Genomic DNA, 25,558 nt, shown 5'->3' on the forward strand with positions numbered 1-25,558 from the left:
CAGCACCGTGCCGACTTTGGCGGCCCAAGCCGCCGGCGGCAATGGTCAGGCGGACAGATCGGGCGAGACATCACCAGCAACGGCGACGAGGAGGGACCATTGTTCGGATAGCGACCTGCCGGGGGAGCGGATCGGCGCGCCGGCGAGGTCGCGCCATTCCTCGTCGCCCCAGCCGTCGCGGAACGACAGGTGGGGCGCGCCGTGAGCCGGATCCGGCACCCGCGTCGGGACGACGACGCGCACCGCGGTGCCGTCCGTCCGCCGCTCGAAGCCGAACCAGCGCCAGGGCGAGGGGGCGAGGCGCAGCGGGGTGTAGCCGCCGCGGGTCAGCGCCGGATGGGTGCGGCGAAGCGCCAACAGGCGACGGGTGACGTCGAACTTCTCCCGGTCCTCCGGCGCGAGTGTGCCGGCTCCCTCCAGCGCGGCGCGGCGCGCGTCCCAGTCGACCGGACGGCGATTGTCGGGATCGACCAGCGAGAAGTCGCGGAACTCGGTGCCCTGATAGATGTCCGGTGTGCCCGGCAGCGTGAGCTGGAGCACGGTTTGGGCGAGGCCGACGAGGCGCGCCGCTGGCGCCAGCCGATCCACCAGCCGCTCGATCGCCGCGAGGACGGGTTCGCCCTCCGGCGCCGTGACGATGGCCGTTGCGAATGCCTGTGCCGCCTGCTCATAGGCTTCGTTCGGGGTCTCCCAATCAGTGTGCCGCTTGGCCTCGCGCAGCGCCTTGGTGAGATAGGCGGCGATGCGTTCCTGCGAGATCGGCCAGGCGGAAACCAGCGTCTGCAGGATTATCACCTGATCGAGCGGGTCGGGCAGGGCGAGGCCCGCCTCCTGCCGCGCCAGCGCGGCACAGGCCCCGCGCGTCTCGTCGAGAAAGCCGAGCCAGTCGTCGGGCCAGAAGCTCAGCGCCGCGAGGCGGGCGCGGGTGTCCGGCCCGCGCTTGGTGTCATGGGTGGCGAGGGGGGTGAGGTCGCGGGCCTGTGTCGCGGCGCGGGCGGCGTTGAGCGCGTGGATCTCGTCGACGCCGCGCGAGGGATGCTCAAGGCTGCCGCCGACCTCGTTGACGCAGAGCAGCACCGGCACGCGGTAAAGCTCCGTATCCTCGAAGCCCTTGGCCATGGCCGGGCCGCTGAGTTGCTGGAAGCGCAGGCGGAACTGCCGGTCGCTGTCGATGTGTGGCTGCCGCAGCCGCTCCAGCAGCACCGCACCGGCGGCATTGGTCAGTGGGTCCTCGGCGGCCGCCATGGCCTCGCGGATAACGTCCCAGATCGCCTCGTCCTCCGGCGCATGGCCGTCCCATGTCGCGTAGGAGCGGTAGACCGGGCAGTGGACGATGAGCGCCACCACCGCCTGCCTGATCGCGGCCTCGGTGAGGTCGCCGCGGGCGATGTCCGCGTCGAGCCCGTCGCGGGCGAGCCGGGTCAGCGCCTCGACCTCGGCGGCGAGGCTGGTCGAGAGCACCTGCCGCTTGGCGTCAGCGAGGCGCTTAGCCGGCGTATCGGTGAGCAGGTGGCGGGCGCGCAGGTCCTCCTCCAGCGCGCGGTAGCCGTCCGCGTCGACGAAAAGGCCGTTGATGTCGTTGAGCCGCTCATAGCCGGTGGTGCCGTCGATCGGCCAGTCGCGCAGCCTCTCGCCGGGCTCCAATATCTTCTCGACCACCAGCGGCACGTCCGGTCCGACCAGTGCGCGCAGCCGCGCGCAATAGCCGGCGGGGTCGACGAGGCCGTCTATGTGGTCGATGCGCAGGCCGTGGACCAGGCCGCGCCGCATGAGGTCGAGCGGGAGGCGGTGGACGATCTCGAACACCTCCGGGTCCTCGACGCGCACGCCGGCGAGATCGGTGATGTTGAAGAAGCGGCGATAATTCAGGTCGTGCGCCGCCATGCGCCACCAGCCGAGCCGCCAGTGCTGGGCGTCGAGGATGGCGGCGAGATCGGCGGAGGCGAAGGCGGCGTCCAGCTTTGCGCGGGCCTCGGCATCGAGCGGCGCAGGCGCGTCGCTCAGGCCAGCAGCCGCGCGCAGCTCGGCGCCGCTTTCCGGACGCAACGGGAAGGCATGGTCGGCATAGGCGAGGACAACGCGCCCGCTCTCCTCGGCGCGCAGCGAGAGCTGCCCAGCCTCCAACGTCGCCTGCAAGGGATCGCCGAGCACGGGCAGCAGCAGCCGCCCCTGTTCCCAGAACACGTCGAACAGCTTGGCGGCCGGGCAGTCCGGTCCGCGCTCCAGCATCTCCGTCCAGAACGGATTGCGGCTGGAGGCGGCCATGTGGTTCGGCACGATGTCGAGCAGCACGCCCATGCCGTGCTCCGCGAGGCGCGCGGCGAGGCGCTCGAAGCCCTCTTCGCCGCCGAGCTCCGGATTGACCCGCGTCGGGTCGGCGACGTCGTAGCCATGGGTCGAGCCCTGCACGGCGAGGGTGATCGGCGAGGCGTAGAGATGGCTGATGCCAAGCTCCGCCAGATAGGGCACCAGCGCCTCGGCATCCGCGAAGGTGAAGCCCTTGTGGAATTGCAGCCGGTAGGTGGCGCGGAGATCGGGGCTCATGCGGAAGCGAGGCTCCACACCGCGGCGGCGAAGGGGCCGAGCGCAAGTCGTCCATCCGCCTCATGTGTCACCGCACCGATGCTGGCGGCGGCCGGCATGCCGGCGATCCCGGTCGGCGGGTCGAGCGTCACGGCCTGCGTGCCGGCATTGAGCGCCATCACCAGCGTGCCGGCCTGAAAGCGCCAGGCGATCCGTAGCGCGTCCTGCGCGCGGGTGTGCTCGGCGCCGAGATAGTGGCTTCCTGTCAGCGGCCAGACCAGCTTGCTGCGCTGTTCGACGAGGCGGCGGAAGGCGTCGAGCTCGGCGCGCGCCTGCGGCGTGGCGAAGTCCTCCGGCTTCAGCTTGGCAAAGATGAAGGTCGCCTCGGCCAGAGGATCGGGGAAGCTCGCCTCGCCATGCGCGTCGAAGAAGTCGGCGAATTCCGAGCGGCGGCCCTTTCGCACCGCTTCGGCGAACTCGCCTTTGAGGTCGCAGAAGAAGGGGAAGGGCGTGCGCAGCAGCGCCTCCTCGCCCATGAACAACAGGGGGATCTCCGGCGAGAGCATGAGCACGAAGCGCAGGAAGGCGAGCCGCTCCGGCGCGAGCGAGGCCGCGAGCCGGTCGCCGAGCGGCCGGTTGCCGATATGGTCATGGTTCTGCACGAAGCTGACGAAGGCGTCCGGCGGCAGCTCGCCGGAGGGCGCGCCGCGCGGGGGACCGTCCGCGTCGGGATAGGGCTCGCCCTGGAAGACGAAACCTTCCGAAAGCGCCCGGCCGGCCGCCGCGACCGCATCGTCGGCATAGGGCGCGTAATAGCCGGCCCGCTCGCCGGTCGCGAGCACATGCAAAGCGTGGTGCCAGTCGTCGTTCCACTGGGCGGTGAAGAGGCGCTCGCCGCGCGTCATCCAGCCGGCCACATTGTCATGGTTCTCCAGTACCAGGAAGGCGTCGGGCCGCACCGCCCGGCAGGCCTCTGCGATCTCGTGCAGGAAGGTCTCCGCGCCCTTGGTCGCCAGCGCATGCACGGCGTCGAAGCGCAGCCCGTCGAAGCCGAAATCGGCGAGCCAATAGGCGGCGTTCCCGGTGAAGAAGGCGCGCACCGTCTCGTTCTCGAGATCGATTGCCGGCCCCCACGGCGTCGTTAGGTTCTGCCGGAAGAAGGCGCTGGCATAGAGCGGCAGGTAGTTCCCGCTCGGCCCGAAATGGTTGTAGACGACGTCGAGCATCATCCCGAGGCCGCGCTCATGGGCGGCGTCGATCAGCGCGCGCAGGTCGTCCGGCGTGCCATAGGCGCGGTCGGGGGCGTAGAGCAGTACGCCGTCATAGCCCCAGTTCCGCGCGCCGGGGAAATCGGCGACCGGCATCAGCTCGATCACGGTGAAGCCGGCGTCGCGATAATGGTCGAGCCGATCGACGAGCGAGCGGAAGGTGCCCTCCGGCGTCGCCGTGCCGACATGCACCTCGGCGATCACCGCCTCGTGCCACGGCCGTGACCACGGGCGGGGCAGGGCGGCGGGCGGCGCGGTGAGCACGCTCCAGCCGTCCGCATCCTCCGCCTGCATGCGCGAGGCCGGGTCGGGCACGGCCCGCCCGTCGATGTTGAAACGGTAGCGCGTGCCGGGCGCGGCATCAGATACTTCGACGGCAAAGAAACCGTCGTCGCCCCGCTGCCTGACGTGCCGCCCACCGCCCTCGATCTCCAGCTCGACGGCCCGCGCGTCCGGCGCGAACAACCGGAAGCGCGCGCCCTGCGCCGTGAGTTCGGGACCGAAGCGATGCGCGGGGCTCGTCATGCGCGCCACTCCCACACGACGAGGGTGCGCGCCGGCAGGGTGAAGCGGGCGCGGGCGCCGAGCTTGGCGCCTTCGAGGTCGCCACCGGTGGCGAGGATCGCCACCCAGCGGCCGGAGCGCACCGGCGGGGCGATGAAGCGCACATCGACATGCGAGGCGTTCAGCATGATGAGCAGCGAAGGCTCATCCGGCAGCACCGGGGCGAGGCGCACGGTCAGGCATTTGGAATGCGGGTTGGCCCAGTCCTCCTCGCGCATGCGCTCGCCGCCGGTGTTGAACCAGACGACGTCCGGCTGGCCCATCTCGTTGCGCGAGCCGGTGAGGAATTCCGGCCGGGAGAGCGAGGAGTGCGTCTTGCGCAGCTCCGCCAGCCGGGCGACGAAGTCCGGCAATTCGCTGTCCTCGTTCGACCAGTCGACCCAGCCGATCTCGTTGTCCTGGCAATAGGCGTTGTTGTTGCCGCCCTGCGAGTTGGAGCGCTCGTCGCCGGCGAGCAGCATCGGCACGCCCTGGGAGAGGAAAAGCGTGGCGATCAGGTTGCGCTTCTGCCGGCGGCGCAGCGCGTTGATGCCTTCATCGTCCGTCTCACCCTCGACGCCGCAGTTCCAGCTCTTGTTGTCGTCGTGGCCGTCGCGATTTTCCTCGCCATTCGCCTCATTGTGCTTGTCGTTGTAGGTGACGAGGTCGTGCAGGGTGAAGCCGTCATGGGCGGTGATGAAGTTCACGCTCGACCAGGGCCGGCGGCGGCCTTCCGAGAAGATGTCCTGCGAGGCGGCGAAGCGGGTGGCGAAGCTGCCGAGCAGCCCTTCCGAGCCGCACCAGAACTCGCGTACCTTGTCGCGATAGTCGCCGTTCCATTCCGAGAAGCCGGGCGGGAAGGCCCCGAGCTGGTAGCCGCCGGGGCCGACGTCCCACGGCTCGGCGATGAGCTTCAGCCCGCCCAGCGTCGGGTCCTGAAGGATGGCGTTGAAGAAGGCATGGCCGGGATCGAAGCCGGTGGGACGGCGCCCGAGCGTGGTGGCGAGATCGAAGCGGAAGCCGTCTATGCCGTAGACCGAGGCCCACATGCGAAGTGAGTCCATCACCATCTGCAGCACCCGCGGATGGTCGGTGTTCAGCGCGTTGCCGCAGCCGGTCATGTCATCGTAGTAGCGCCCGTTGCCGGGCAGCAGCCGGTAATAGGAGGCGTTGTCGATGCCCTTGAAGGACAGCGTTGGCCCGAGATGGTTGCCCTCGCAGGTGTGGTTGTAGACCACGTCGAGGATGATCTCGATGCCGGCCTGATGCAGGTGGTCGACCGCCTCGCCGATGGCGTCGAGCCCGTCCTCGCCGAGATAGCGCGGCTCTGGCGCGAAGAAGGAGAGCGTGTTGTAGCCCCAGTAATTGGATAGGCCGCGGTCGACGAGGTGGCGGTCCTGCGCGAAGGCGTGGACGGGGAGCAGCTCCAGCGCGGTGATGCCGAGCTTGACGAGGTAGTCGACGAATTCGGGCTGGCCGAGCGCGGTGAAGGTGCCGCGGATCTGCTCCGGGATGAGCGGGTGGCGCATGGTGAGCCCCCGCACATGGCCCTCATAGACAACGGTCTTCGGCCAGGGAATGCGCGGGTGCTGGGTGGCGGTAAGCGGCGTGCCGGCAACCACGCGCGCCTTGGGCATGAAGGGGGCACTGTCGCGCTCATCCATCGTCAGGTCGGCGTCGTCGCCGGTGCCGATCGTGTAGCCGTAGAGCGCGTCGTCCCATTTGATGTCGCCCACCAGCATGCGGGCATAGGGGTCGAGCAGCAGCTTGCTGGGGTTGAAGCGGTGGCCGGCTTCCGGCGCCCAGGGGCCGTGGACGCGCCAGCCATAGACCTGGCCGCGCCCGACCCCGGGCAGATAGCAGTGCCAGACGCCGTTGGTGCATTCATGCAGGTCGATGCGCTCCAGCTCGGTCTCGCCGTAGCGGTCGAACAGGCAGAGCGTCACGCCGGAGGCGTTGTCGGAGAACAGCGCGAAGTTCGTCCCCCTCCCGTCGACCGTGACGCCGAGAGGAAAGGCCGAACCGGGCAGCACCTTGCGCATGGAGGCGGATACCTTCGAGAGGAGGGACGCCACAACAACGGTGCCGCCCGGCGGGCGTTCCGCCGTCGCCGGGCAATCTTGCAATAGCCGGGAAAACGATCGGCAGGCCCGGAACGCGCAGGGATGCGCGCCGCGCTCGATCGCGGTCGCCTATGCCAGCACAGGCCGGTATGGCCCTCGATAAGGCTAGGACAGCCGCCCTGTCGGGCTGCGGCCTACCGCGCTCACCGGTGAGGTCGAGAGGTACTGGATCGAGCGGCGTACCAGCTCGGGCAGGCTGTTGGCGCCGAGCTTGGACTTCAGCGCCGAGCAGGTATTGGCCACCGTCTTGTAGCTGACTCCGAGTTCGGCGGCGATGTTGGTGTAGTCCTTGCCCTCGGCCAGCAGCGACAGCGTCTGCAACTCGCGCGGGGTGATGTCGGCGAGCGGCGTCGCTTTGCGCGTGCCGAGCAGGGCGACCTGCATGGCGAGGTCGTGGCTCATATAGGGCTGGCCGCGCCGCACCCGCTCGAATGCCTCCATGAGCACGCTGGAGGAGGTGTCCTTCAGCACATAGCCATTGGCGCCCGCCTCCAGCGCACGGCTGGCGATCACCGGGTCGCCATGCATGGAGAAGACGAGGATCGGCGTATGCGCGCTCTGCGCCCGCAGCCGCTGCACCAGCATGAGGCCGCTCAGGCCGTTGCCCTGCAGCGAGAGGTCGACGATGACCACGTCGGGCTTCTCGCGGCGGAACAGCCGGTAGCCGGTGAGCAGCGTGCTCGCCTCCAGCACCTTCTCGACCCCTGCATCCTCCAGAAGACGGCGGCAGCCCTGCAGCACGATCGGGTGGTCGTCGATCACCAGCACGCTCGTCATGTCGTGGCAGCCTCTCTCGTCACGGTGGGGCGGCCGCCGGTTTCCGCGGTGGCCGGGATGGATATCTCGACGCGCGTCCCGTGCGGCGTGGCAGGCCGGATGCGCCAGCTGCCGCCGAGCGCGCCGATGCGCTCCTCGATGCCGATGAGGCCGAAGCCGGGCGCCGCACCGGACCGCATCCCGGAACCGTCATCCTCGATCACGAGGCTCAGCCGGCCGGCGCCGCGGTCGGCGGTGAGCACGATGGCGATGTTCTCGGCGTCGCCATGGCGCAGCGCATTGGTCACGGTTTCCTGGACGCAGCGATAGACGGTGATGTCGATGCTGTCGCCATAGCGCTCGGCCAGCCCCTCGGTGGCGAGGCGGATGCGCCGGCCCGGCGAGTGGCTCTCGAAATCGGCGACGAGGTCGGCGATCACCGCCACCAGCGGCACATGGCCGAGCGCCATCGGCCGGATCTTGCGCAGCAGCCGGCGATTGAGGCCCTGGATGCGGTCGAGGATCTCGACCATGGTCGCCGTGCGCTCGCCGAGCCGCTGGGCGAGGTCCGGCTCGACACGGGCCGACAGCCGGTCGACCGATTCGAGATTCGCGCGCAGCCCGAAGACACAGGGGCCGAGCTCGTCATGCAGGTCGGAGGCGATCTGCCGGCGCTCGTCGTCCTGCACCCGGATGAGGCGTTCGTTAAGCCGCCCATTGTCGTCGCGCGCCACTTTCAAGGCGGCGCCCAGCGCGTTGAAGCGTTCGGCGATCACCGCGAGCTCCTGCACCCCCGGCACCGGCAGGCGATGCTCGAATCGGCCGGCCTCCAGCTCCGACATGCCGGCGGAGAGCGTGCGCAACGGCATGAGCAGCCGCCCGAGCACGACGTAGAGCGCGGCGAGGATGGCGATGTTCACCGTGAGCGCCAGCAAAGCGAGGGTGGAGGTGTCCTGCCACACTTCGGCGATCTCGTCGGAGGCTTCGCCCGCCACCCGTACCCGGCCGATGGTCCGGCCGTTCTCGACCACGGGAATGTCGCGCTCCGCCCGGGCCACCGTGACGAGGGCCGTGAACCAGCCGGGCACCTCGGTCTCGCCATGCTCCCCCTCGTCGCCGGCCGGCGCGATGTCGACCACCTTGCCGTTCGCGTCCTCGATGCGGATGCGCACATGCCTCATCCCGCTGATGTGCAGAGGCAACTGGGCGAGCGAGCCGCCGCCCTGCGCATCCAGCCGCTCGACCGTCTCCTCGACGAAGCGCTCGGCGACGGCGAGCGAGGAGAGGATCTCCACCTCAGTGGCGCGGCGGGCATTGGCGATGATCACCGAAAGCGCCACCAGCGCCGCGCAGAGATTGACCGCGATCACCGCCGCCATCACCTGCCAGCGCAGCGAGCGCCCGCGCCAGAAGCTGAAGCCGGGCTCGCGCACGAAGGCGCTCATGGCGTGCCTCCCTCCGGCGCCGTGGTCGCCGCCGCGCGGTGCGGTTCGGCGCGCAGCGTCGCCAGGGCCGCCTCGCGCGAAGAACCCTGGCTGCGCAGGTTGAAATAGTGCTGGCACAGGTCGCTGAAACCGCTGCGCGATCCCTTCGGGGCAAGGGCGGCGAAGCCGGTGACGATCTCGCGCACGCCTTCCCGGACGTCGATCTCGCCCAGCATGGTCTCGAGCTGCACGGCGCGGTTGGCGATCATGCGGTCGGTCTCGCCGAAGCGCTCGTCCGCATCCGCGAGCAGCGCGTGCCAGGGCGCGACGGCCGGGTCGGTCGGCGCCACGTCGGCACCTGCCGCGCGGCTCGCCAGCCAGACGTCGGGCGCCGTCCCGTCGGTCGGCTGCAGCCAGGTCTTGCGGGCGATGGCGTCGCTCGCCGGCGCCGCCACCCGCTCGCGCTTTTCCCGCTCGCCCTCGTCCGGGCAGCCGGCGAGGGCGAAGGCGAGGACGGCGCCGAACAGGGCACGCGCGAGAGGAAGCGAAACGACGTTCATCTATACTTATGAACTTCTTATGAGCGCGGGTCGGCCGAGACGGCCTTTGCTCGAAAGAAGTCTGCCGACGGTGTCCGGCAGAACCTGCCGGTGGCGAAACACCCGTCGCGACCCTCCTTCCAAGGCTCTGTAAGAAAATCACTTTTCTTCGCCTGGGACAAGGCTTCCGGCTTTCCTTCAAGCATTCTCCCCGTGGATGGGAAAAAGTTCCCGGCAAGAATTTCCATCTTGCCTAGAGACATGGATTGTCTTCGCAGCAAACAATAATCGGACAAATAATAACATTCTGAATGAATCATAAGAATTCCACTCCGCACTTGAAATAAAGCTTTCGGCGCATGCCCCGCGAGCGGGAGTGCGGAGGGAAGCGAAGAAGTCCGCCTTCTTCCGGCGCGAGCCGGTCGGGGATGCGGAACGGCCTGGGAATAGGAAACGCGAGGTAAGTCCAATGAGCCGATTGCACTCTTCGGCGTCCGCGCTCACCGTCGTCGCCGCACTGGCGGCCGCGGTCAGCCTCGGCGCCACGGCGCCGGCGGTGGCGAACGACAAGCTCGTCGAGCTGTCGAAGAACACCGACAACTGGCCGATGACCGGCAAGAACTACAGCGCCAACAACTACAGTGAGGCCAACCAGATCACCAAGCAGAACGTCAAGCAATTGCGTCCTGCCTGGTCGTTCTCCACCGGCGTGCTGAGCGGACACGAGGGCACGCCCCTCGTCGTCGACAACGTGATGTACATCCACTCGCCCTTCCCCAACACGACCTTCGCGGTCGGGCTGGACGACCCGGGCAAGATCCTGTGGCAGCACAAGCCGAAGCAGAACCCGACGGCCCGCGCCGTCGCCTGCTGCGACGTCGTCAACCGCGGCCTCGCCTACTGGCCGGGCAACGGCACGGTCGGTCCGCTGATCATCAAGACGCAGCTCGACGGCCATGTCGTCGCCCTCAACGCCAAGACCGGCGAGGAATACTGGAAGCTCGAGAACTCCGACATCAAGGTCGGCTCGACGCTCACCATCGCGCCTTACGTGGTCAAGGACACGGTGCTGATCGGCTCCTCGGGCGCCGAGCTCGGCGTGCGCGGCTACGTCACCGCCTACGACATCGCCACCGGCGCCCAGAAGTGGCGCGCCTACGCGACCGGCCCCGACGATCAGGTGATGCTGGGCGCCGACTTCAACAGCGCCAACCCGCATTACGGTCAGAAGGGCCTCGGCCAGGCGACCTGGGAAGGCGAGGCGTGGAAGATCGGCGGCGGCACCAACTGGGGCTGGTACGCCTTCGACCCGGGCACCAACCTCTTCTACTACGGTTCGGGCAACCCGGCGCCGTGGAACGAGACCATGCGTCCGGGCGACAACAAGTGGACCATGACCATCTGGGGCCGCGACATCGACACGGGCGAGGCCAAGTTCGGCTACCAGAAGACCCCGCATGACGAATGGGACTATGCCGGCGTCAACGTCATGATGCTCTCCGAGCAGCAGGACAAGACCGGCAAGATGAGGAAGCTCCTCACCCATCCGGACCGCAACGGCATCGTCTACACGCTCGACCGCGAGAATGGCGACCTGATCTCGGCCGACAAGATCGACGATACGGTCAACTGGGTGAAGCAGGTCGACCTCAAGACCGGCCTGCCGCAGCGCGATCCCGAATACGCGACCCGCATGGACCACAAGGGCCGCGACATCTGCCCCTCGGCAATGGGCTACCACAATCAGGGCCACGACTCCTACGATCCGGAGCGCAAGTCCTTCTTCATGGGCATCAACCACATCTGCATGGACTGGGAGCCCTTCATGCTTCCCTACCGTGCCGGCCAGTTCTTCGTCGGCGCGACCCTGTGGATGTATCCGGGCCCGAAGGGCGACCGCCAGACCTATGAGGGGCTCGGTCAGGTCAAGGCCTATGACGCCATCAACAACAAGTACAAGTGGCAGGTGATGGAGCGCTTCTCGGCCTGGGGCGGCACGCTCGCCACCGCCGGCGGCGTGATGTTCTACGGAACGCTGGACGGCTTCATCAAGGCCCGCGACAGCGACACCGGCGAACTGCTCTGGAAGTTCAAGCTGCCGTCGGGCGTGATCGGCCACCCGATGACCTACACCCACAAGGGCAAGCAGTACGTCGCCATCTATTACGGCGTCGGCGGCTGGCCGGGTGTCGGCCTGGTGTTCGACCTCAACGACCCGACCGCCGGCCTGGGCTCGGTGGGCGCCTTCAAGCAGCTCCAGCACTACACCCAGATGGGTGGCGGCGTGATGGTGTTCTCGCTCAACGGCGACGGTCCCTATGACGACCCGAATGTCGGCGAGTACTCCACCAACGTGATCCAGAGCGGCGGCTGATCGCGCCCTTTCCCCGGCCGCCCGTCGCGCTCCTCCCCGCGCTCCGGGCGGCCGGCTCGCCCTCATCCATTCCGGCACAGGCGCGCAACCGGCCGCCGGCTCCGTCAGGAGGATCGATCATGTCCAAGCTTCACGCCGTCAGCCGTCTCGCCGTTCTGGCTGCGGGCCTCGCTTTTCCGGGCCTCGTCCTTTTGAGCACCGCGTCGGCGGCCACCGTCGAGAAGGACAAGGCCGCCAGTCGGAACCCGGACGAGCTGCGCATCTGCGCCTCGACGGTGGAGGCGCCCTTCTCCGCCGCCGATTCCTCCGGCTTCGAGGACCGCGTCGCGGTGGTGCTGGCGCAGGCCATGGGCCGCAAGCCGGTCTTCGTGCGCAACGACAAGCCCGGCATCTATCTGGTCCGCGACCAGCTCGACCAGAACAACTGCGACGTGGTGATGGGCGTCGACGTCGGCGACGAGCGCGTGCTCACTTCCAAGCCCTATTACCGCACGGGCTACGTGCTGGTGACCAAGGCCGACCGCAACATCACCGCGAGCGCCTGGGACGACCAGCAGATCAAGGACCAGACGCGCTTCGCCGTCCGCTTCTACTCGCCGGCCGAGACGATGCTGAAACGCATCGGCCGCTTCGAGGACAACGCGGCCTACATGTACTCGCTGGTCAACTTCAAGTCGCGCCGCAACCAGTGGGTCCAGGTGCCCGGCGACCGGATCGTCACCGAGGTGGCGGGCGGCGAGGCCGATGTCGGCATCGCCTTCGCCCCCGAGGTCGCGCGCTATGTGAAGACGTCCTCGACGCCCCTGCGCATGACCGTCATCTCGAAGGACATCGACCAGCCGAACGGCGAGCCGATCCACATGCACTACGACCAGGCGATCGGCGTGCGCAAGAACGATCCCGGCCTGCTCGCCGAGATCAACACGGCGCTGGAGAAGGCGCGGCCGCAGATCGAAGAGATCCTGAAGCAGGAAGGCATCCCGCTGCTCGATCCCAACACCTGAGACCCTGCCGCCCGCCGGCGCCCTTCGCGGTGCCGGCGCCGCTCCCGATCCCGCCAGCTCCGGCACTACGTGAAGAGTTTCGATGAAGAAGACTGTTCTGACCAGGAAGGCCGCCGTCCTGCTGCTGGCCGGCGCTCTCGGAGCCGGTGTGGCGGGGGTTGGTTTCACGGATCTCGGTGCCCGCGCCGCGATCATGCTGACCAACACCGTGACCGGCCAGCCGCTCGACCTCGCCGAGGCGCCGGAGGAGGGCCGCGACACCAAGGCGGTGAAGACGTTCCTCGAGACGGGAGTGAACATCTACAACGAGAACCCGGCCTGCCTCGCCAAGGGCCACGAGCTGTTCCTGTCCATGTGCTCGGGCTGCCACGGCCACTATGCCGAGGGGAAGATCGGGCCGGGACTGAACGATTCCTACTGGACCTATCCGAAGAACGAGACCGACCAGGGCCTGTTCGAGACGATCTTCGGCGGCGCGCAGGGCCAGATGGGCCCGATGTACGGCGCGCTGAACATGAACGAGATGCTGCTCGTCATGTCCTGGGTGCGGCACCTCTACAAGGACGATCCGAAGGGCGCGACCTGGCTGACGCCGGAACAGCGCAGCAAATTCACGCCCTTCAATGCGAACGCCAAGCACATCGAGCCAGCCGAGGAGCTGACGGCGGCGTGCGGCGGACCGGCGGGCTGAACCACGCCGGCTCAACACGGGTGGAAACGACGAGGAGACCTGACATGAGCATCATCGACCGCAGCGTGAAGTTCGCCTTCTCCCTTGCCGGCGCCGGGGCTCTCGCCCTCGCTCTTGCCGGCGGCGCCAGCGCCTATGACGGCACCAACTGCAAGGCGCCGGGCAATTGCTGGGAGCCCAAGCCCGGCTACCCGGACAAGGTCGCCGGCTCGAAATACGACCCCAAGCACAATCCTGCGGAGCTGAACAAGCAGTCGCAGTCGATCAAGGAGATGGAAGCGCGCAACGCCAAGCGCGTGGAGAATTTCAAGAAGACCGGCAGCTTCGTCTACGACGTCAGCAAGATCTCGGCGAACTGACCGGCCTTCGTAAAAGCCTTGCTTTCAAGAACCCACTTGCGGGCGGACGCCATTCTCCTGTCCGCCCCGCGATCCTCCGGGCTTAGCCGCCCGGTCTGTGGGCAACTGGCGCGGCCGACGCCCGGCGGGTCCTCCTGCCGGCGTGGGCCGCGCCCTTTTGGGGCGCCGCTCACGGCATACCCCGCCATGGTCGCCCGCCTGCTTGAAAGGCTTCCCGCATGCGCATCGTCCGCGACACCGATTCCGTCCTGTCCGACTGGCGGGGCCATGCGCTGCGCTTCGAACATGAAATCGGCAAGGTGGTGCTGGGGCAGGAGCGCGTCATCCGCCTCCTCGCCATCGCCACCTTCGCCCGCGGCCATGTGCTGCTGGAAGGCGATGTCGGCGTCGGCAAGACCACGCTGCTGCGGGCGCTGGCCCGTGCCATAGGCGGCGCCTTCGAGCGCATCGAGGGCACCATCGACCTGATGCCGGCGGACCTGATCTACCACGCCCATCTCGGCGAGGACGGCAGGCCGCGCATCGATCCCGGCCCGCTGCTGCGCCAGGGCGAGCAGCTCTCCGTCTTCTTCTTCAACGAGATCAACCGCGCCCGGCCGCAGGTGCATTCGCTGCTGCTGCGGCTGATGGCCGAGCGCTCGGTCTCCGCCTTCAACCGCGAATATCATTTTCCGCATGTGCAGGTCTTCGCCGACCGCAACCGCGTCGAGCGCGAGGAGACCTTCGAGCTGCCCGCCGCCGCCCGCGACCGCTTCCTCATGGAGGTGCAGGTCGGCATGCCCGCGGAGACGGAAGCGCGGCGCAGCCTCGTCTTCGATCCGCGCTTCCACAATGTCGATACGCTGCTGATGGAGGTCGAGAGCGGCGTCATCGACCCCGAGGCGCTGGAGACGGTGGCGCGGGCGATCCAGTCCGGCGTGCGCTCCAGCCCGGCGCTGGAGGCCTATACGCTCGCCCTCTGGGAAGCCATCCGCAATCCGGCGACCCTCGGCATCGAGATCGAGGGCGTGGACACCGCCCGCCTCGTCCAGGGCGGCGCCAGCCCGCGCGGCATGTCCTACCTCGTGCGTGCCGCGCGCGTACGCGCCTGGCTGGAAGGCCGCGACATGGTGGTGCCGGAGGATCTGCGCGCCGTGTTCCCGGAGGTCATGGCGCACCGCATCTTCATCGATCCGGTCTACGAGCTGCGCCGCGAGCGCATCGTCGGTGCACTGATCGCCGGCGTCTTCGCGCGGGTGCCGGCGCCATGAGCGGCAAGCCGGGCGACGAGCCCCTCCAGCCGATCCCCTACCGGCTGCGCTGGCGGCCGGAGGGCATCTTCCCTGGGGCGCATCCCGGCCATGGGGAGGGCGCGGAGGGCGAGTTCCGCCGCCACGTCTCGTTGCTGCGCCTGCCCGATCCGCGCCGCATCGACCTTCGGGTCTCGCTGCGCGATCCCCATGGCAAATTGCATGTACGCCAGTTCGCGCCGCGCCGGGCGGTGCCGGTCGCCGCGCTCGTGGACCTCTCCGGCTCCATGCGCTTCGGCGACGCCGTCGCCGGCCGCGTCGCCGATCTCTGCGCGCTGCTGGCGCTCTCGGCCATGCGTGCCGGCGACAGCTTCGCGCTGTTCGGCTGCGACGCGTATCTGCGCGAGGAGGCGAGCCTCCCCCTCGCGCGTCGGCGCGGGCTGGAGGAGGAGGTGCGCCGGCGCCTCGACGCCGTGCAGCCGCAGGGCAGGGGAACGGCCGGCCTCATGGAGGCGGCCGAGCGCCTGCCGCATCGGTGCAGCCTCGTCTTCCTCATCTCCGATTTCCTCATGCCGGCCGCGGAGCTGGAAAGCCTGCTCGACGCGCTGTGGCGACACGAGGTGGTGCCGGTGGTGGTGCGCGACAGCTCGGTCGAGGAACGGCTGCCGCGCTGGGGCCTGGTCGAGGTCGGCGACCTGGAGACCGGCGCCGCGCGGCTCGTCTTCATGCGCCCGTCGCTGCGCGAACGCTGGCGGCGCGAGGCGCGCGCGCGGCGGCAGGCGCTGGAGACGCTTTTCGTTCTGCGCGGCCTGCGCGCCATCGACCTCAAGGACGCGCTCGACGTCGAGGCGCTCGCACGCCGCCTGATGGAGGGGTGAATGGGGCTGCGGGCGCGCATGGGGCTGCTTTTTCTCGCCGCCGCGATGCTGACGTCGTGCCCGGCACTGGCGCAGCTCCGCTCCGTCGACCTCTACGCCCCGCGCCCCTTCGGCTATGTCATCGGTGACGCCCTCGCGCTCACCGCCGAGATCGCCCTCGACGCGCCCTATGTGCTCGATCCCGCCTCGCTGCCGTCGCCGCGCCCGCTCGACTACTGGCTCGACCTTCGCGACGTGCGGCTGAAGGACCATGGCATCGAGGATGGGGTGCGGCGCTACACGCTCGACCTCGTCTACCAGACCTTCTACGCCCCGCTGGAGCCGCGCCGGCTCGCCATTCCCGGCGTCGTGCTCTCCGCCATCGACGGCGAGCGGAGGGTCACGGTGAATGTGCCCGCGTGGTCTTTCCTCATGTCGCCGCTGCGCGAGATCATCTCAACGGCGCCCGGCCAGGCCATGGCGCTGCGCCCCGACATCGCGCCGCAGCCGCTCCCGACCGCCGCCACCCTGCGGCGCCTGATGGCCGCGCTGGCGCTCGCGCTTGCCGCCTTCCTCGCCCTCGCCTGGCAGAAGGGGTGGGGACCCCTCGGCCGGCGGCGTTCGCGCCCCTTCGCCCGGGCGGCTCGCGCCATCTCCGCGCCGCTGACCTCGGCGCCGGATGCTCCGTCCTATCGCGGCGCGCTGCTCGCCCTCCACCGCGCCTTCGACGCCACCGCCGGCCGGGGCGTGTTCGCCGAGGACCTGCCGGCCTTCTTCGAGGCGCATCCCGCCTTCCGCGCGGCGGAGGCCGAGGTGCGGCGGCTCTTCGCCGCCTCGCGCCGTGCCTTCTTCGGCGACGATCCGCAGGGCGCCCAACGCGAGCTGCCACCGCTCGAGCTCGTCGCCATCTCGCGCCGCCTGCGCGCCGTCGAGCGAGGTGGGCCATGAACGGGGCGAGCGCCATCCTCGACGGGCTGACGCAGGACTGGGGCGTGGACCACCCGCTTGTGCTGGCCCTGTTGGCGCTCGCCCTCCTGCCCTTGCTCGCCACCCCCTTCGTCCGGCGCGGCATTCCTTCGGCGGCGCTGGTGCCGGTCGATCCGTTCTCCCGCGCGGTCGCGGTCGCGCTGCGGCTTGCCGGATGCCTCGCCATCCTCGCTTTGGTGCTCGGTCTCGCCGGGCTGCATCGTCGCGAGCAGAGCGTCGAGCGCGAGGGTACCGGCGCGCATCTGGTGCTGCTGTTCGACCGCTCCTCCAGCATGGACAACAGCTTCGCCGATCGCGCGCCCACGGGCGATCAGGAATCCAAATCCGCCGCCGCCAAGCGCCTGCTGGCCGAGTTCGTCGCCCGCCGCCCGCATGACCGCATCGGTGTCGCCGCCTTCTCCACCTCGCCCATGCCGGTGCTGCCGCTCACCGACCATCACGAAGTGGTGGACGCGGCCATCGACGCCATCGACCGGCCGGGCCTCGCCTTCACCGATGTCGGCCGTGGCCTGGCGCTCGCCTTCTCCTATTTCGCCGATGATACCGACGAGACCTCGCGCGCGGTGCTGCTGGTGTCCGACGGCGCGGCGCTGATCGACCGGCGGGTGCAGGACGCGCTGCGCGACGCCGCGGCCCGCACGCCGGTGCATCTCTATTGGCTGTTCCTGCGCTCGCGCGGCTCGCCCGGCATCTTCGAGGTGCCGCCGGGCGAGGACACACCACAGGCCAATCCCGAGCGGCATCTCCACCTCTTTCTGCAGGGTCTCGGCCTGCCCTATCGCGCCTTCGAGGCGACGAGCCCGCAGGCGGTGGCCGACGCTATCGCCGAGATCGACCGGCAGGAGACGCGCCCCATCCGCTATGTCGAGCGGGTGCCGCGCCAGGACCTAGCCCGTCCGGCCTTCGCGGTCGCGGGCTTCGCGGTCGCGCTGCTGCTCGCCGCCAAGCTGGCCGAGCGCCGTCTGGCGCCCGCGCGCAGGACGCGCGCACCGGCCGCCGAGGCCGCGCCGGCACGGAGGGCGGCATGAACGCCGGGCGCCTCGTCGTCATCGCGAGCACGGCCGTGCTGGTGGTGAGCCTGATCACCGCGAGCTGGTTCGCCGCGCGCCTTCTCATCGATCGCAACGACAATGCACTGATCGCCTCGCTCGGCTCCGGTCACGACGTTGCCGTGAGCCCGGAGGATCCGCCGGCGCTGCTCTTCGCGCGGCTGCATTTCCTGACCGTGCGCGACCGGCTCGACGAGGCGCAGCCGCTGCTCAACCGTCTTGCCGCCGGTGGCGATCGGCGGCTCGCCGTGGCCGCACTGTACGACATGGCCAACGCCCGGCTGCGGCTCGCCATCGATCATCTCGGCTCCAACAAGATCGACCCGGCGATCCCGCTGGTGCGGCTCGCCAAGGATAATTACCGCCGGGCCCTCACGCTCGATCCCGGCTTCTGGGACGCCAAGTACAATCTCGACGTCGCCATGCGGCTGGTGCGCGACTTCCCTCAGCTCGACGTCGAGGGCGAAGAGCTTCCGCCCGAGGCCGCGAAGAAGCTCTGGACCGACCTGCCCGGCCTGCCGCGGGGGCTGCCATGAATAGGGTGGCGAGGGTGGCGACGGCGGGCGCCCCGCTCGTCCCCGCCCGCGACTGGCGCTTCTGGCTGCTGCTCGCGGCGCTCCTCGCGCTGCTCGCCGCGCTGCTCGCGCCGCGCGTCGCCCTCACCCGGCCGGCGCGCGACATCCTGCTCGTCATCGATGTCACCGGCAGCATGAATGTGCGCGACTACGCCACCGGTGGCGCACCGCAGACGCGCCTCGCCGCGGCCAAGCAGGCGACGCGCGGCCTGCTCGCCGGCCTGCCCTGCCAGTCGCGCCTCGGCCTCGGCATCTTCACCGAACGGCGCAGTTTTATGCTCTTCGAGCCGGCGGAGGTGTGCGGGAACTTCGCGGCCATCGACGGCGCCATCGACGGGCTCGACTGGCGCATGGCGTGGGAGGGTGACAGCTATGTCACCAGTGGCGTCCATTCCGCCCTCGCCATGGCAGCCGGGCTGAAATCCGACCTCGTCTTCATGACCGACGGCCAGGAAGCCCCGCCCTTGGCGGGCGGACGGCTGCCGGCCTTCGACGGCAAGCCGGGCGAGGTGGCGGGCCTGCTCGTCGGCGTCGGCCGCACCGATCCTTCGCCTATCCCGAAATTCGACCAGGACGGCCGCGAGGTCGGCTTCTACGGCGAGCAGGACGTACCGCAGGAGAACCGCTCCGGCCCGCCTCCCGAGGACGCGCCCTCGCGCGCCGGCTGGAACCCGCGCAACGCGCCGTGGGGCGGCGAGCCGGCGACCGGCACCGAGCATCTCAGCGCCATGCGCGAGGAGCATCTGCGTGCGCTCGCCACCCAGACCGGGCTTGGCTTCGCCCCGCTCGACGGCGCGCCGGCGCTGATCGCCGCGGTCGAGGCCGACACAAGCGCCCGGCCGGTGGTCACCCGCATCGACACCGCGGCGGTGCCGGCGGCGCTGGCGCTGTTCTGCCTCTGCGTCCTCTTCGGCCTCGGCGCCGTTTCCTCCCGGCGCCCGGACCGGCTTCCCGTCCAATGAAGGAAAACATGATGCTTGAACGTCTCGTGATCGCGCTCGTCCTGCTCCTTTTTCCCGCGACTTTGCCCGCGCACGGCCCGACGCCGCAGCGGGCGGACGAGACCCTCGCGATCCCCGCCACGCCCGACACGGTGTGGAAGCTCGTCTCCAGTTTTGGTGGCATCGGCCAGTGGCACAAACTGGTGACAAAGGTGGCTGCCACCGGTGGCGACGCGGCCGGCGCCGAGCGCGTGCTCACGTTGGAGAAGGGCGAGATCACCGAGGGGCTCGACGAGGTCGACGCCGGAGCGAAACGCATCTCCTACCGCCTGCTGAAGGAGAACGCCGACGCGCTTCCCGTCAGCTTCTACACCGCCACCATCGAGGTGAAGCCCGCGGGCAGCGGCAGCGAGGTCGCCTGGAGCGCGCGCTTCTACCGCGCCGACACCAGCAATTTCCCGCCGGACAATCTGAACGACGAGGCGGCCATCGCCGCCATGACCGACTTCATCAAGCAGGGGCTGGAAGGGCTGAAGGCCAAGGCGGGCGGCTCGTGAGGGCGCGCCTGCGCGGCCTGCTCGCCGCGCTCGCCCTGATCGCCGGTCCGGCCGCGGCCGGCGAGGCGCCGCCGTTCATTGCGGTAGTGTCGCAGCAGGCGGGCATTCTCTCGCTCGTCGATGCGGAGGTGGGCCGCGTCGTCGACGAGATCCGGCTGCCGCGCGTGCCCGCCGCCGTGGCGGCGACGCCGGACGGGCGCCGGCTCTTCGTCACCCATCCCGATCTCGGCCTCGTCACGCCCGTCGATGTGGCGGCACGGCGTGCCGGGGAGAGCTTCACTGTCGGCAAGGAACCCTTCGGCATCGCCGTTATCGACGGGGGCCGCGCGCTGCTGGTCAGCGACTGGAGCGCCGACGCGCTCATCCGCATCGACGCCGCGACCGGACGGCAGACGGGCCGCGCCGCCATCGGCAGATCGCCCGCCGGCCTCGTGGTCGACGGTCGCTCCGGCCGCGCCTATGTCGCCGACCGCGAGAGCAACCAGGTGAGCGTGGTCGACATCGCCACGATGCAGCGCGTCGCCATCATTCCCACGGGACGGGCGCCCTTCGCGCTGGCGCTCTCGCCGGACGGCAGGGAGCTCTACGTCGCCAATGTGCAGAGCAACGACCTGTCGATCGTCGATACCGAGGCGATGAAGGAGGTCGCGCGCATCCGCATCGGGCTGATGCCCTACGGCGTCGCGGTGACGGCGGACGGCGCCCGCATCGCGGTGACCAGCCAGCAGAGCGGCAAGCTCGCGCTGCTCGACCGCGCCACGCGCAAGATCGTCGTCGAGATGAAGGTCGGCGAGTACCCCGAAGGCGCCGTCATCGCCGGCGACCGCCTGATCGTCGCCAACTGGGCCGACGACAGCCTGTGCATCGTCGAGCTGCTCCAGCCGACGCCGAGTTGCAGCCGGCGCGTGCCGGTCGCGACCGGTCCGCGCATGATGGCGGTCATCGCACCCGCGCGCGACTGAGCCGCGCCGTAACGGCAGCGGACCGGCTCAGGAATGGACGGATCTGCGGAAGGAGACGCCGCTCCGGCGGGCCGCTATTTCTGGATTACCATCTCGCCGGACTTGAAGAAGGCGTCGGTGATCTGCTTCAGATAGGGCTGCGCGTCCGAATGGCGCGCGCCGGGGTCGAGGGCCACCGACTGGGTATAGAAGTTTATCGGTATCCGCTGTCCCGGAACGACATTGGGTATCTCGGCCGGCGTTGGCTCGAACACGACGTTGCTCATGAGCTTGGCGCTGACCTCGCCGGCCGGGCCGGACGGCGCATGCATGAACCAGAACACGCGGATCGCCTTGTCCTGGTCGAAGCCGTTGGCGACGGGAAACCTCTTCGTCTTGAAATCCGCCGTGATGAGAACCTCGGTGAACTTCAGCCCGGCCAGCTCGGCCCGTTTCCTGAATTCGCTCGTCAGTTCGCCACACGCCTTGCCCGTCCAGTCTATTCCCGTTGCCGGACTGCAGGTGAAGACGATCCCGGATGTGAGGTCGAAACGCCTTTTGGGCGGATCGCTTTGAGCGGATGCCTCCAGGCTTCCGATGGCGACCAGCGCGACTGCCAACGTCAAGCACCGCATCGTCGTCCCCCAATGCGCGATTATCCGGAGAATGACGCAGGGGAATGCCGATGTCGAGGCAGGTCCGCGAAGCGGGGACTTGGACGGCTGAAGTCATCGTGCAGTGCTGCTGCTTGATTCAACGCAATCCGATCTCATACTTCGCCGCTATCCTGCCTCGGTTGGCTAGGTTGGAGCGTGATGGGGCGTATTATGAGTGCGTTCGCTGGAGGCACGTCGCGCAGCGGGGACGAGGAAAAGCCGGCCGAGCCGGTCACCGCCGACGTGCAGCGTCAGCTGGAACGCATTCTGGCGAGCCCCGAGCTCAGACGCTCCAGCCGCCTCGCCGATTTCCTCGCCTATGTCGTCGAGGAGACTCTGGAAGGCCGGCAGGAGCGCATCAAGGCCTATTCCATCGGCATCGAGGTGTTCGGGCGCGACGGGACCTTCGATCCGCAGCTCGATCCGGTCGTGCGCATCGAGGCCGGGCGCCTGCGGCGCGAGCTCGAACACTACTACCTCGCCACGGGCCGCGACGACGCCATCGGCATCGAGATCCCCAAGGGCGGCTACGTCCCCCACTTCTTCTATCGTGCCCAGGTGTCCCTGCGCGGCGAGCCCGAGGCGACCGTTCCGCTCCCCGCGCCGGCCGCTCCGCCGGGAGCGGCGGAGGGCGACCGCCAGCACTGGCGCTGGGCGGTGACGGGCGCGGTGATCGCTTGCCTGTTCGCGCTGGTCTGGCTCGGCACCCGCCTCGAACGGGCGGAGAGCGCCGCTTCGGCAGCCGCCGCGGCGCAGCCGTCCATCCTCGTGCTGCCCTTCGCCGATCTCGGCGGCAAGGACATCGCCCTGCGGGCCGCGGCGATCTCGGACGAGCTCGTGGCCCGTCTCGTGCGCTTCCGCGAGGTCACGGTGGTCGCTCCCGAGGGCGCCGGTCCGTCCGACCCGGCACGATGGCCGGCGGCGCGCTATCTGCTCGACGGCAGCGTCCGGGCCGACGATACGCGCCTGCGCGTCACCGCCCGGCTGGTCGAGCGCACCAGCGGCACCATGCTGTGGTCGGACATCTACGACATCGACCCGAAGGCGCCGGACACCATCACCCTCGAAGAGGACATCGCCTCGCGCGTCGCCACCGCCGTGGCGCAGCCCTATGGCGTGCTGTTCCGATCGGTCGAGCGCGCGCGCGACGACCGGTCGCCGCCGCAGATGTCCGACAGCTACCAGTGCGCGCTGCAATTCTACGAGTACAGGAGCGTACTGAGCGCGGAGCTGCACGCCAAGGTCCGCGCCTGCCTGCGGCGCGGCGTCGCCACGACGCCGGGCAACGCCACCGCCTGGGCGATGCTGTCCTATGCCTATCTCGACGAGGACCGCTTCGGCTTCAACCCGGTCGCGCGCCCTCCGCCGGTGGGACGCGCCATCGAGGCGGCGCAGCGCGCCATCCAATTGGATCCGGCCAATGTGCGCGCCCTGCAAGCGATGATGACCGCGCGCTTCTTCAACCGCGAGCCGCAGGCGGCGCTGCAATATGGCGAGCAGGCCTACCGCCTCAATCCCGACGACACCGAGCTGCTGGGCGAATATGGCAGCCGGCTGATGCAGGCGGGCGAGCATGCCCGCGGCATGGCGATGATGGAGGAGGCGCTGGCGCGCAATCCGGGCACCACGGGCCTCTATTCCGGCCTGCTGGCGCTCGGCGCCTATCTCGACGGCGATGACGCCCGCGCGCTGGTGCTGATACGGCGCGCCGACCTGCAGCGCTTCCCGATCTACCATTTCGTGGCGACGCTGATCTATGCGCGCAACGGCCGCGCCGAGGAGGCCGCGGCGAGCCGCGCGACCTTCCTGAAGATGCGGCCCGCCTTCTTCGCGCAGTTCGAGGTTGAGCTCAACAAGCGCAACTTCAACGCCGCCGACCGCGCCAAGATCATCGCCGACGCCGCGGAGGCCGGCTTCGAGGTGCCGGCGCGCCTGCACGACGCCCGCGCCTACTGAATCGGGTCGCGCAGGATCGGGCAGGTCATGCAGTGCCCGCCGCCGCGCCCGCGCCCGAGCTCGTCGCCCTCGATGGTGATGACCTCGATGCCGGCCTTGCGCAGCTTGGTGTTGGTGTAGGAGTTGCGCTCGTAGCCGACCACCACGCCGGGCGCGAGGGCGACGACATTGTTGCCGTCGTCCCATTGCTCGCGCTCCTGCTCGTAGCTGTCGCCGCCGGTGGTGACGATCCGCAGATGCTGGAGGCCGAGCGCCTCGGCCGCGACGCCGGTGCCGTCCTCGGTCAGGAAGGGGCGGTCCTCGACCGTGTAGTCGACGTCCTCCTCATTGTCGCCGGGCCTGAGGCTGTAGCAGGTGATCTGCTGGCACACGTCGAGGAACACGTTGGCGAGGTCGCGGTCGCACATGGTGAACACCGTGTCGAGATGCATCGCCGCGCGCGACTTCGGCATCTGGCAGGCGACGACGCGGGTCGCCGCCTCGCCGAGGAACAGCGCGCGGGCGAGCTGGCCGACCGCCTGCGGCGTGGTGCGCTCGCCCATGCCGATGAAGACGGTGCCGTTGCCGACCGGCATGACGTCGCCGCCCTCCAGCGTCGAGGGGCCGAAATCCTCGTCCGGATTGCCCCACCACACCTTGAAGTCGCCGTTGCGGAATTCCGGGTGGAACTTGTAGATGGCGGTGACGAGGAGCGTCTCCGGCCGCCGCGCCGGCCAGTACATCGGGTTCACAGTCACCCCGCCATAGATCCAGCAGGAATTGTCGCGGGTGAAGATGGTGTTGGGCACTGGCGGGATGACGAAGCCGGTCGGCTCCAGATAGCGGCCGAACATGCCCTGCGGCTCGAAGGGCAGCTCGAAGCGGGCGATGCCGCCGACGAGGTGCTCGGCGAGCTTCATCGGCGGCAATTCGTCGAGCCACTGGCGCAGCTCTTTCAGCATGCCGGAGCCGACATGGTTGGCGGTGATGCGCCGGTCGAGCACCCAGTCGCGCGCCTCCTTGATCTCCAGCACGCGGGCCAGCAGGTCGTGGAATTCGAGCACCTCGACGCCGACCTCCCGCATCTTGTTGCAGAAGTTGAAGTGCTCCTTCTGCGCTTCCTGCACCCAGAGCACGTCGTCGAACAGCAGCTCGCGGCAATTGCCGGGGGTGAGCCGCTTATGGGCGAGGCCCGGACGGCAGACCATCACGGTCCGCAGCACGCCGGCTTCCGAGTGAACTCCAAACTGCCTCATGACGATGCTCCCTGGGAGGCGCTGTCGGCGAAGGCGATGCCGTCCGCCTCGGTGGTGACGGTGGTGCCGGCGGTGCCGGCGATCATGCCGGTGAGGTCCTTCAGCGAGCCGATGCAGGCGCGCTTGCCGGTGGCGATGGCGAAGCGGCACGCCGCCTCGACCTTGGGACCCATGGAGCCGGCGGGGAAGGAGAGCGCGGCGAGCGCCTGCGGCGAGGCGCGGCGGATCGCCTTCTGGCTGGGCGTCCCCCAGTCCACATAGATGGCGTCGACATCGGTGAGGATGGCGAGCAGGTCGGCGCCGAGCTCGCGGGCCAGCAGCTCGGTGGCGAGGTCCTTGTCGATGACGCATTCGACGCCGACGAGGCGCCGCCGCCCGTCCGGCGCCTCGCCCGGTTCGTACATGGTGGGGATGCCGCCGCCGCCGGCGGCGATCACCACGGTGTTCTGCTCCAGCAGCCAGCGGATCGGGCGCAGTTCGAAGATGCGCTTCGGCATGGGCGAGGGCACGACGCGGCGGAAGGCGTCTCCGTCCGCCTTGAAGGTCCATCCCTTCTCGGCGGCGATGCGGTCGGCGTCATCGCGCGTGTAGATCGGGCCGATGAACTTGGTCGGGTTGCCGAAGGCCGGATCGGCCGGGTCGACCTCGACCATGGTCAGCAGCGTGGCGAGCGGGCGCTCGAAGGGCAGGAGATTGCCCAGCTCCTGCTCGATCATGTAGCCGATCATCCCCTCGGTCTCGGCGCCGAGCACGTCGAAGGGATAGGTCTCGACCTTGCCATAGGAGGCGCCCTGGAGGGCCAGCAGGCCGACCTGCGGGCCGTTGCCATGGCCGACGACGAGCTGGTGCTCCATCGCCACCGGCGCCAGCGAGCGGGCGGCGACGGCGACATTCTCGCGCTGGTTCTCGGCCGTGAGCGCCTGGCCCCGGCGCAGCAGCGCATTGCCGCCCAGCGCAGTGACGACGAGCAT

Annotated in this window: 22 protein-coding genes; 13 read left to right on the forward strand and 9 right to left on the reverse strand. The window is 69.3% G+C overall.

Features of this window, described 5'->3' with window-relative positions:
• Positions 1-45 precede the first annotated feature (45 nt).
• From treY to SNOV_RS23265, 6 genes are all read right to left on the reverse strand, one after another.
• Positions 46-2,544, reverse strand: coding sequence for a malto-oligosyltrehalose synthase (treY, locus tag SNOV_RS20815; protein WP_013168952.1), 2,499 nt, complete (start codon positions 2,542-2,544; stop codon positions 46-48).
• Positions 2,541-4,316 (reverse strand): malto-oligosyltrehalose trehalohydrolase, encoded by a 1,776-nt coding sequence (treZ, locus tag SNOV_RS20820; RefSeq protein ID WP_013168953.1) that lies wholly within the window; start codon positions 4,314-4,316, stop codon positions 2,541-2,543. Before treZ ends, treY begins: the two co-directional genes overlap by 4 nt.
• Positions 4,313-6,376, reverse strand: a complete 2,064-nt coding sequence (gene glgX, locus SNOV_RS20825; RefSeq protein ID WP_013168954.1) for a glycogen debranching protein GlgX — start codon at positions 6,374-6,376, stop codon at positions 4,313-4,315. The genes treZ and glgX overlap by 4 nt, the downstream gene beginning before the upstream one ends.
• A gap of 186 nt (positions 6,377-6,562) precedes the next feature.
• Entirely contained in the window at positions 6,563-7,234 is a 672-nt protein-coding gene (locus tag SNOV_RS20830; protein WP_013168955.1) for a response regulator transcription factor, read from the reverse strand.
• Positions 7,231-8,658 (reverse strand): ATP-binding protein, encoded by a 1,428-nt coding sequence (locus tag SNOV_RS20835; protein WP_013168956.1) that lies wholly within the window; start codon positions 8,656-8,658, stop codon positions 7,231-7,233. The genes SNOV_RS20830 and SNOV_RS20835 overlap by 4 nt, the downstream gene beginning before the upstream one ends.
• Entirely contained in the window at positions 8,655-9,197 is a 543-nt protein-coding gene (locus SNOV_RS23265) for a hypothetical protein (protein WP_013168957.1), read from the reverse strand. The genes SNOV_RS20835 and SNOV_RS23265 overlap by 4 nt, the downstream gene beginning before the upstream one ends.
• Before the next feature lie 448 nt (positions 9,198-9,645).
• On the opposite strand from SNOV_RS23265, the gene SNOV_RS20845 reads away from it, so the two are divergent.
• The 12 genes from SNOV_RS20845 to SNOV_RS20900 all read left to right on the forward strand — a co-directional run bounded on the left by SNOV_RS20845 (position 9,646) and on the right by SNOV_RS20900 (position 20,761).
• Positions 9,646-11,550, forward strand: coding sequence for a methanol/ethanol family PQQ-dependent dehydrogenase (locus SNOV_RS20845; RefSeq protein ID WP_013168958.1), 1,905 nt, complete (start codon positions 9,646-9,648; stop codon positions 11,548-11,550).
• Positions 11,551-11,669: 119 nt separating this feature from the next.
• Positions 11,670-12,554, forward strand: a complete 885-nt coding sequence (gene moxJ, locus SNOV_RS20850; RefSeq protein WP_013168959.1) for a methanol oxidation system protein MoxJ — start codon at positions 11,670-11,672, stop codon at positions 12,552-12,554.
• Between the two features lie 82 nt (positions 12,555-12,636).
• The gene (gene moxG / locus SNOV_RS20855) at positions 12,637-13,245 is read left to right on the forward strand and encodes a cytochrome c(L), periplasmic (protein WP_013168960.1); all 609 of its coding nucleotides are present in this window, start codon (positions 12,637-12,639) and stop codon (positions 13,243-13,245) included.
• A 44-nt stretch (positions 13,246-13,289) separates the two neighbouring features.
• The gene (locus SNOV_RS20860) at positions 13,290-13,604 is read left to right on the forward strand and encodes a methanol dehydrogenase [cytochrome c] subunit (protein ID WP_013168961.1); all 315 of its coding nucleotides are present in this window, start codon (positions 13,290-13,292) and stop codon (positions 13,602-13,604) included.
• Positions 13,605-13,822: 218 nt separating this feature from the next.
• Positions 13,823-14,854, forward strand: a complete 1,032-nt coding sequence (locus SNOV_RS20865; RefSeq protein WP_013168962.1) for an AAA family ATPase — start codon at positions 13,823-13,825, stop codon at positions 14,852-14,854.
• Positions 14,851-15,711, forward strand: coding sequence for a DUF58 domain-containing protein (locus SNOV_RS20870; protein ID WP_013168963.1), 861 nt, complete (start codon positions 14,851-14,853; stop codon positions 15,709-15,711). Before SNOV_RS20865 ends, SNOV_RS20870 begins: the two co-directional genes overlap by 4 nt.
• Positions 15,712-16,638: a hypothetical protein gene (locus SNOV_RS20875; protein WP_013168964.1), complete on the forward strand. Its 927-nt coding sequence runs from the start codon at positions 15,712-15,714 to the stop codon at positions 16,636-16,638.
• On the forward strand, positions 16,635-17,705 hold the full coding sequence (locus tag SNOV_RS20880) for a vWA domain-containing protein (protein ID WP_013168965.1): 1,071 nt from the start codon (positions 16,635-16,637) through the stop codon (positions 17,703-17,705). Before SNOV_RS20875 ends, SNOV_RS20880 begins: the two co-directional genes overlap by 4 nt.
• Positions 17,702-18,262, forward strand: coding sequence for a hypothetical protein (locus tag SNOV_RS20885; protein ID WP_013168966.1), 561 nt, complete (start codon positions 17,702-17,704; stop codon positions 18,260-18,262). The genes SNOV_RS20880 and SNOV_RS20885 overlap by 4 nt, the downstream gene beginning before the upstream one ends.
• Positions 18,259-19,263, forward strand: a complete 1,005-nt coding sequence (locus tag SNOV_RS20890; protein ID WP_013168967.1) for a vWA domain-containing protein — start codon at positions 18,259-18,261, stop codon at positions 19,261-19,263. Before SNOV_RS20885 ends, SNOV_RS20890 begins: the two co-directional genes overlap by 4 nt.
• An 11-nt stretch (positions 19,264-19,274) precedes the next feature.
• A complete protein-coding gene (locus SNOV_RS20895; protein ID WP_013168968.1) occupies positions 19,275-19,799 on the forward strand; it encodes an SRPBCC family protein in 525 nt (174 codons plus the stop codon).
• Positions 19,796-20,761, forward strand: coding sequence for a YncE family protein (locus SNOV_RS20900; protein ID WP_013168969.1), 966 nt, complete (start codon positions 19,796-19,798; stop codon positions 20,759-20,761). The genes SNOV_RS20895 and SNOV_RS20900 overlap by 4 nt, the downstream gene beginning before the upstream one ends.
• A 74-nt stretch (positions 20,762-20,835) precedes the next feature.
• On the opposite strand, the gene SNOV_RS20905 is transcribed toward SNOV_RS20900, so the two are convergent.
• Positions 20,836-21,360, reverse strand: a complete 525-nt coding sequence (locus SNOV_RS20905) for a hypothetical protein (protein ID WP_041782477.1) — start codon at positions 21,358-21,360, stop codon at positions 20,836-20,838.
• A gap of 207 nt (positions 21,361-21,567) precedes the next feature.
• Here SNOV_RS20905 and SNOV_RS20910 point away from each other — a divergent pair, with 207 nt between their 5' ends.
• Positions 21,568-23,352, forward strand: coding sequence for a tetratricopeptide repeat protein (locus SNOV_RS20910; protein ID WP_049785767.1), 1,785 nt, complete (start codon positions 21,568-21,570; stop codon positions 23,350-23,352).
• Here the strand turns inward: SNOV_RS20910 and SNOV_RS20915 are convergent.
• Both SNOV_RS20915 and arcC read right to left on the reverse strand, forming a co-directional pair.
• Entirely contained in the window at positions 23,346-24,587 is a 1,242-nt protein-coding gene (locus SNOV_RS20915) for an arginine deiminase (protein ID WP_013168972.1), read from the reverse strand. The genes SNOV_RS20910 and SNOV_RS20915 overlap by 7 nt on opposite strands.
• On the reverse strand, positions 24,584-25,558 hold the full coding sequence (gene arcC, locus SNOV_RS20920) for a carbamate kinase (protein WP_013168973.1): 975 nt from the start codon (positions 25,556-25,558) through the stop codon (positions 24,584-24,586). The genes SNOV_RS20915 and arcC overlap by 4 nt, the downstream gene beginning before the upstream one ends.

It is taken from the genome of Ancylobacter novellus DSM 506, from assembly GCF_000092925.1.
Taxonomy (GTDB): Bacteria; Pseudomonadota; Alphaproteobacteria; order Rhizobiales; family Xanthobacteraceae; genus Ancylobacter; species Ancylobacter novellus.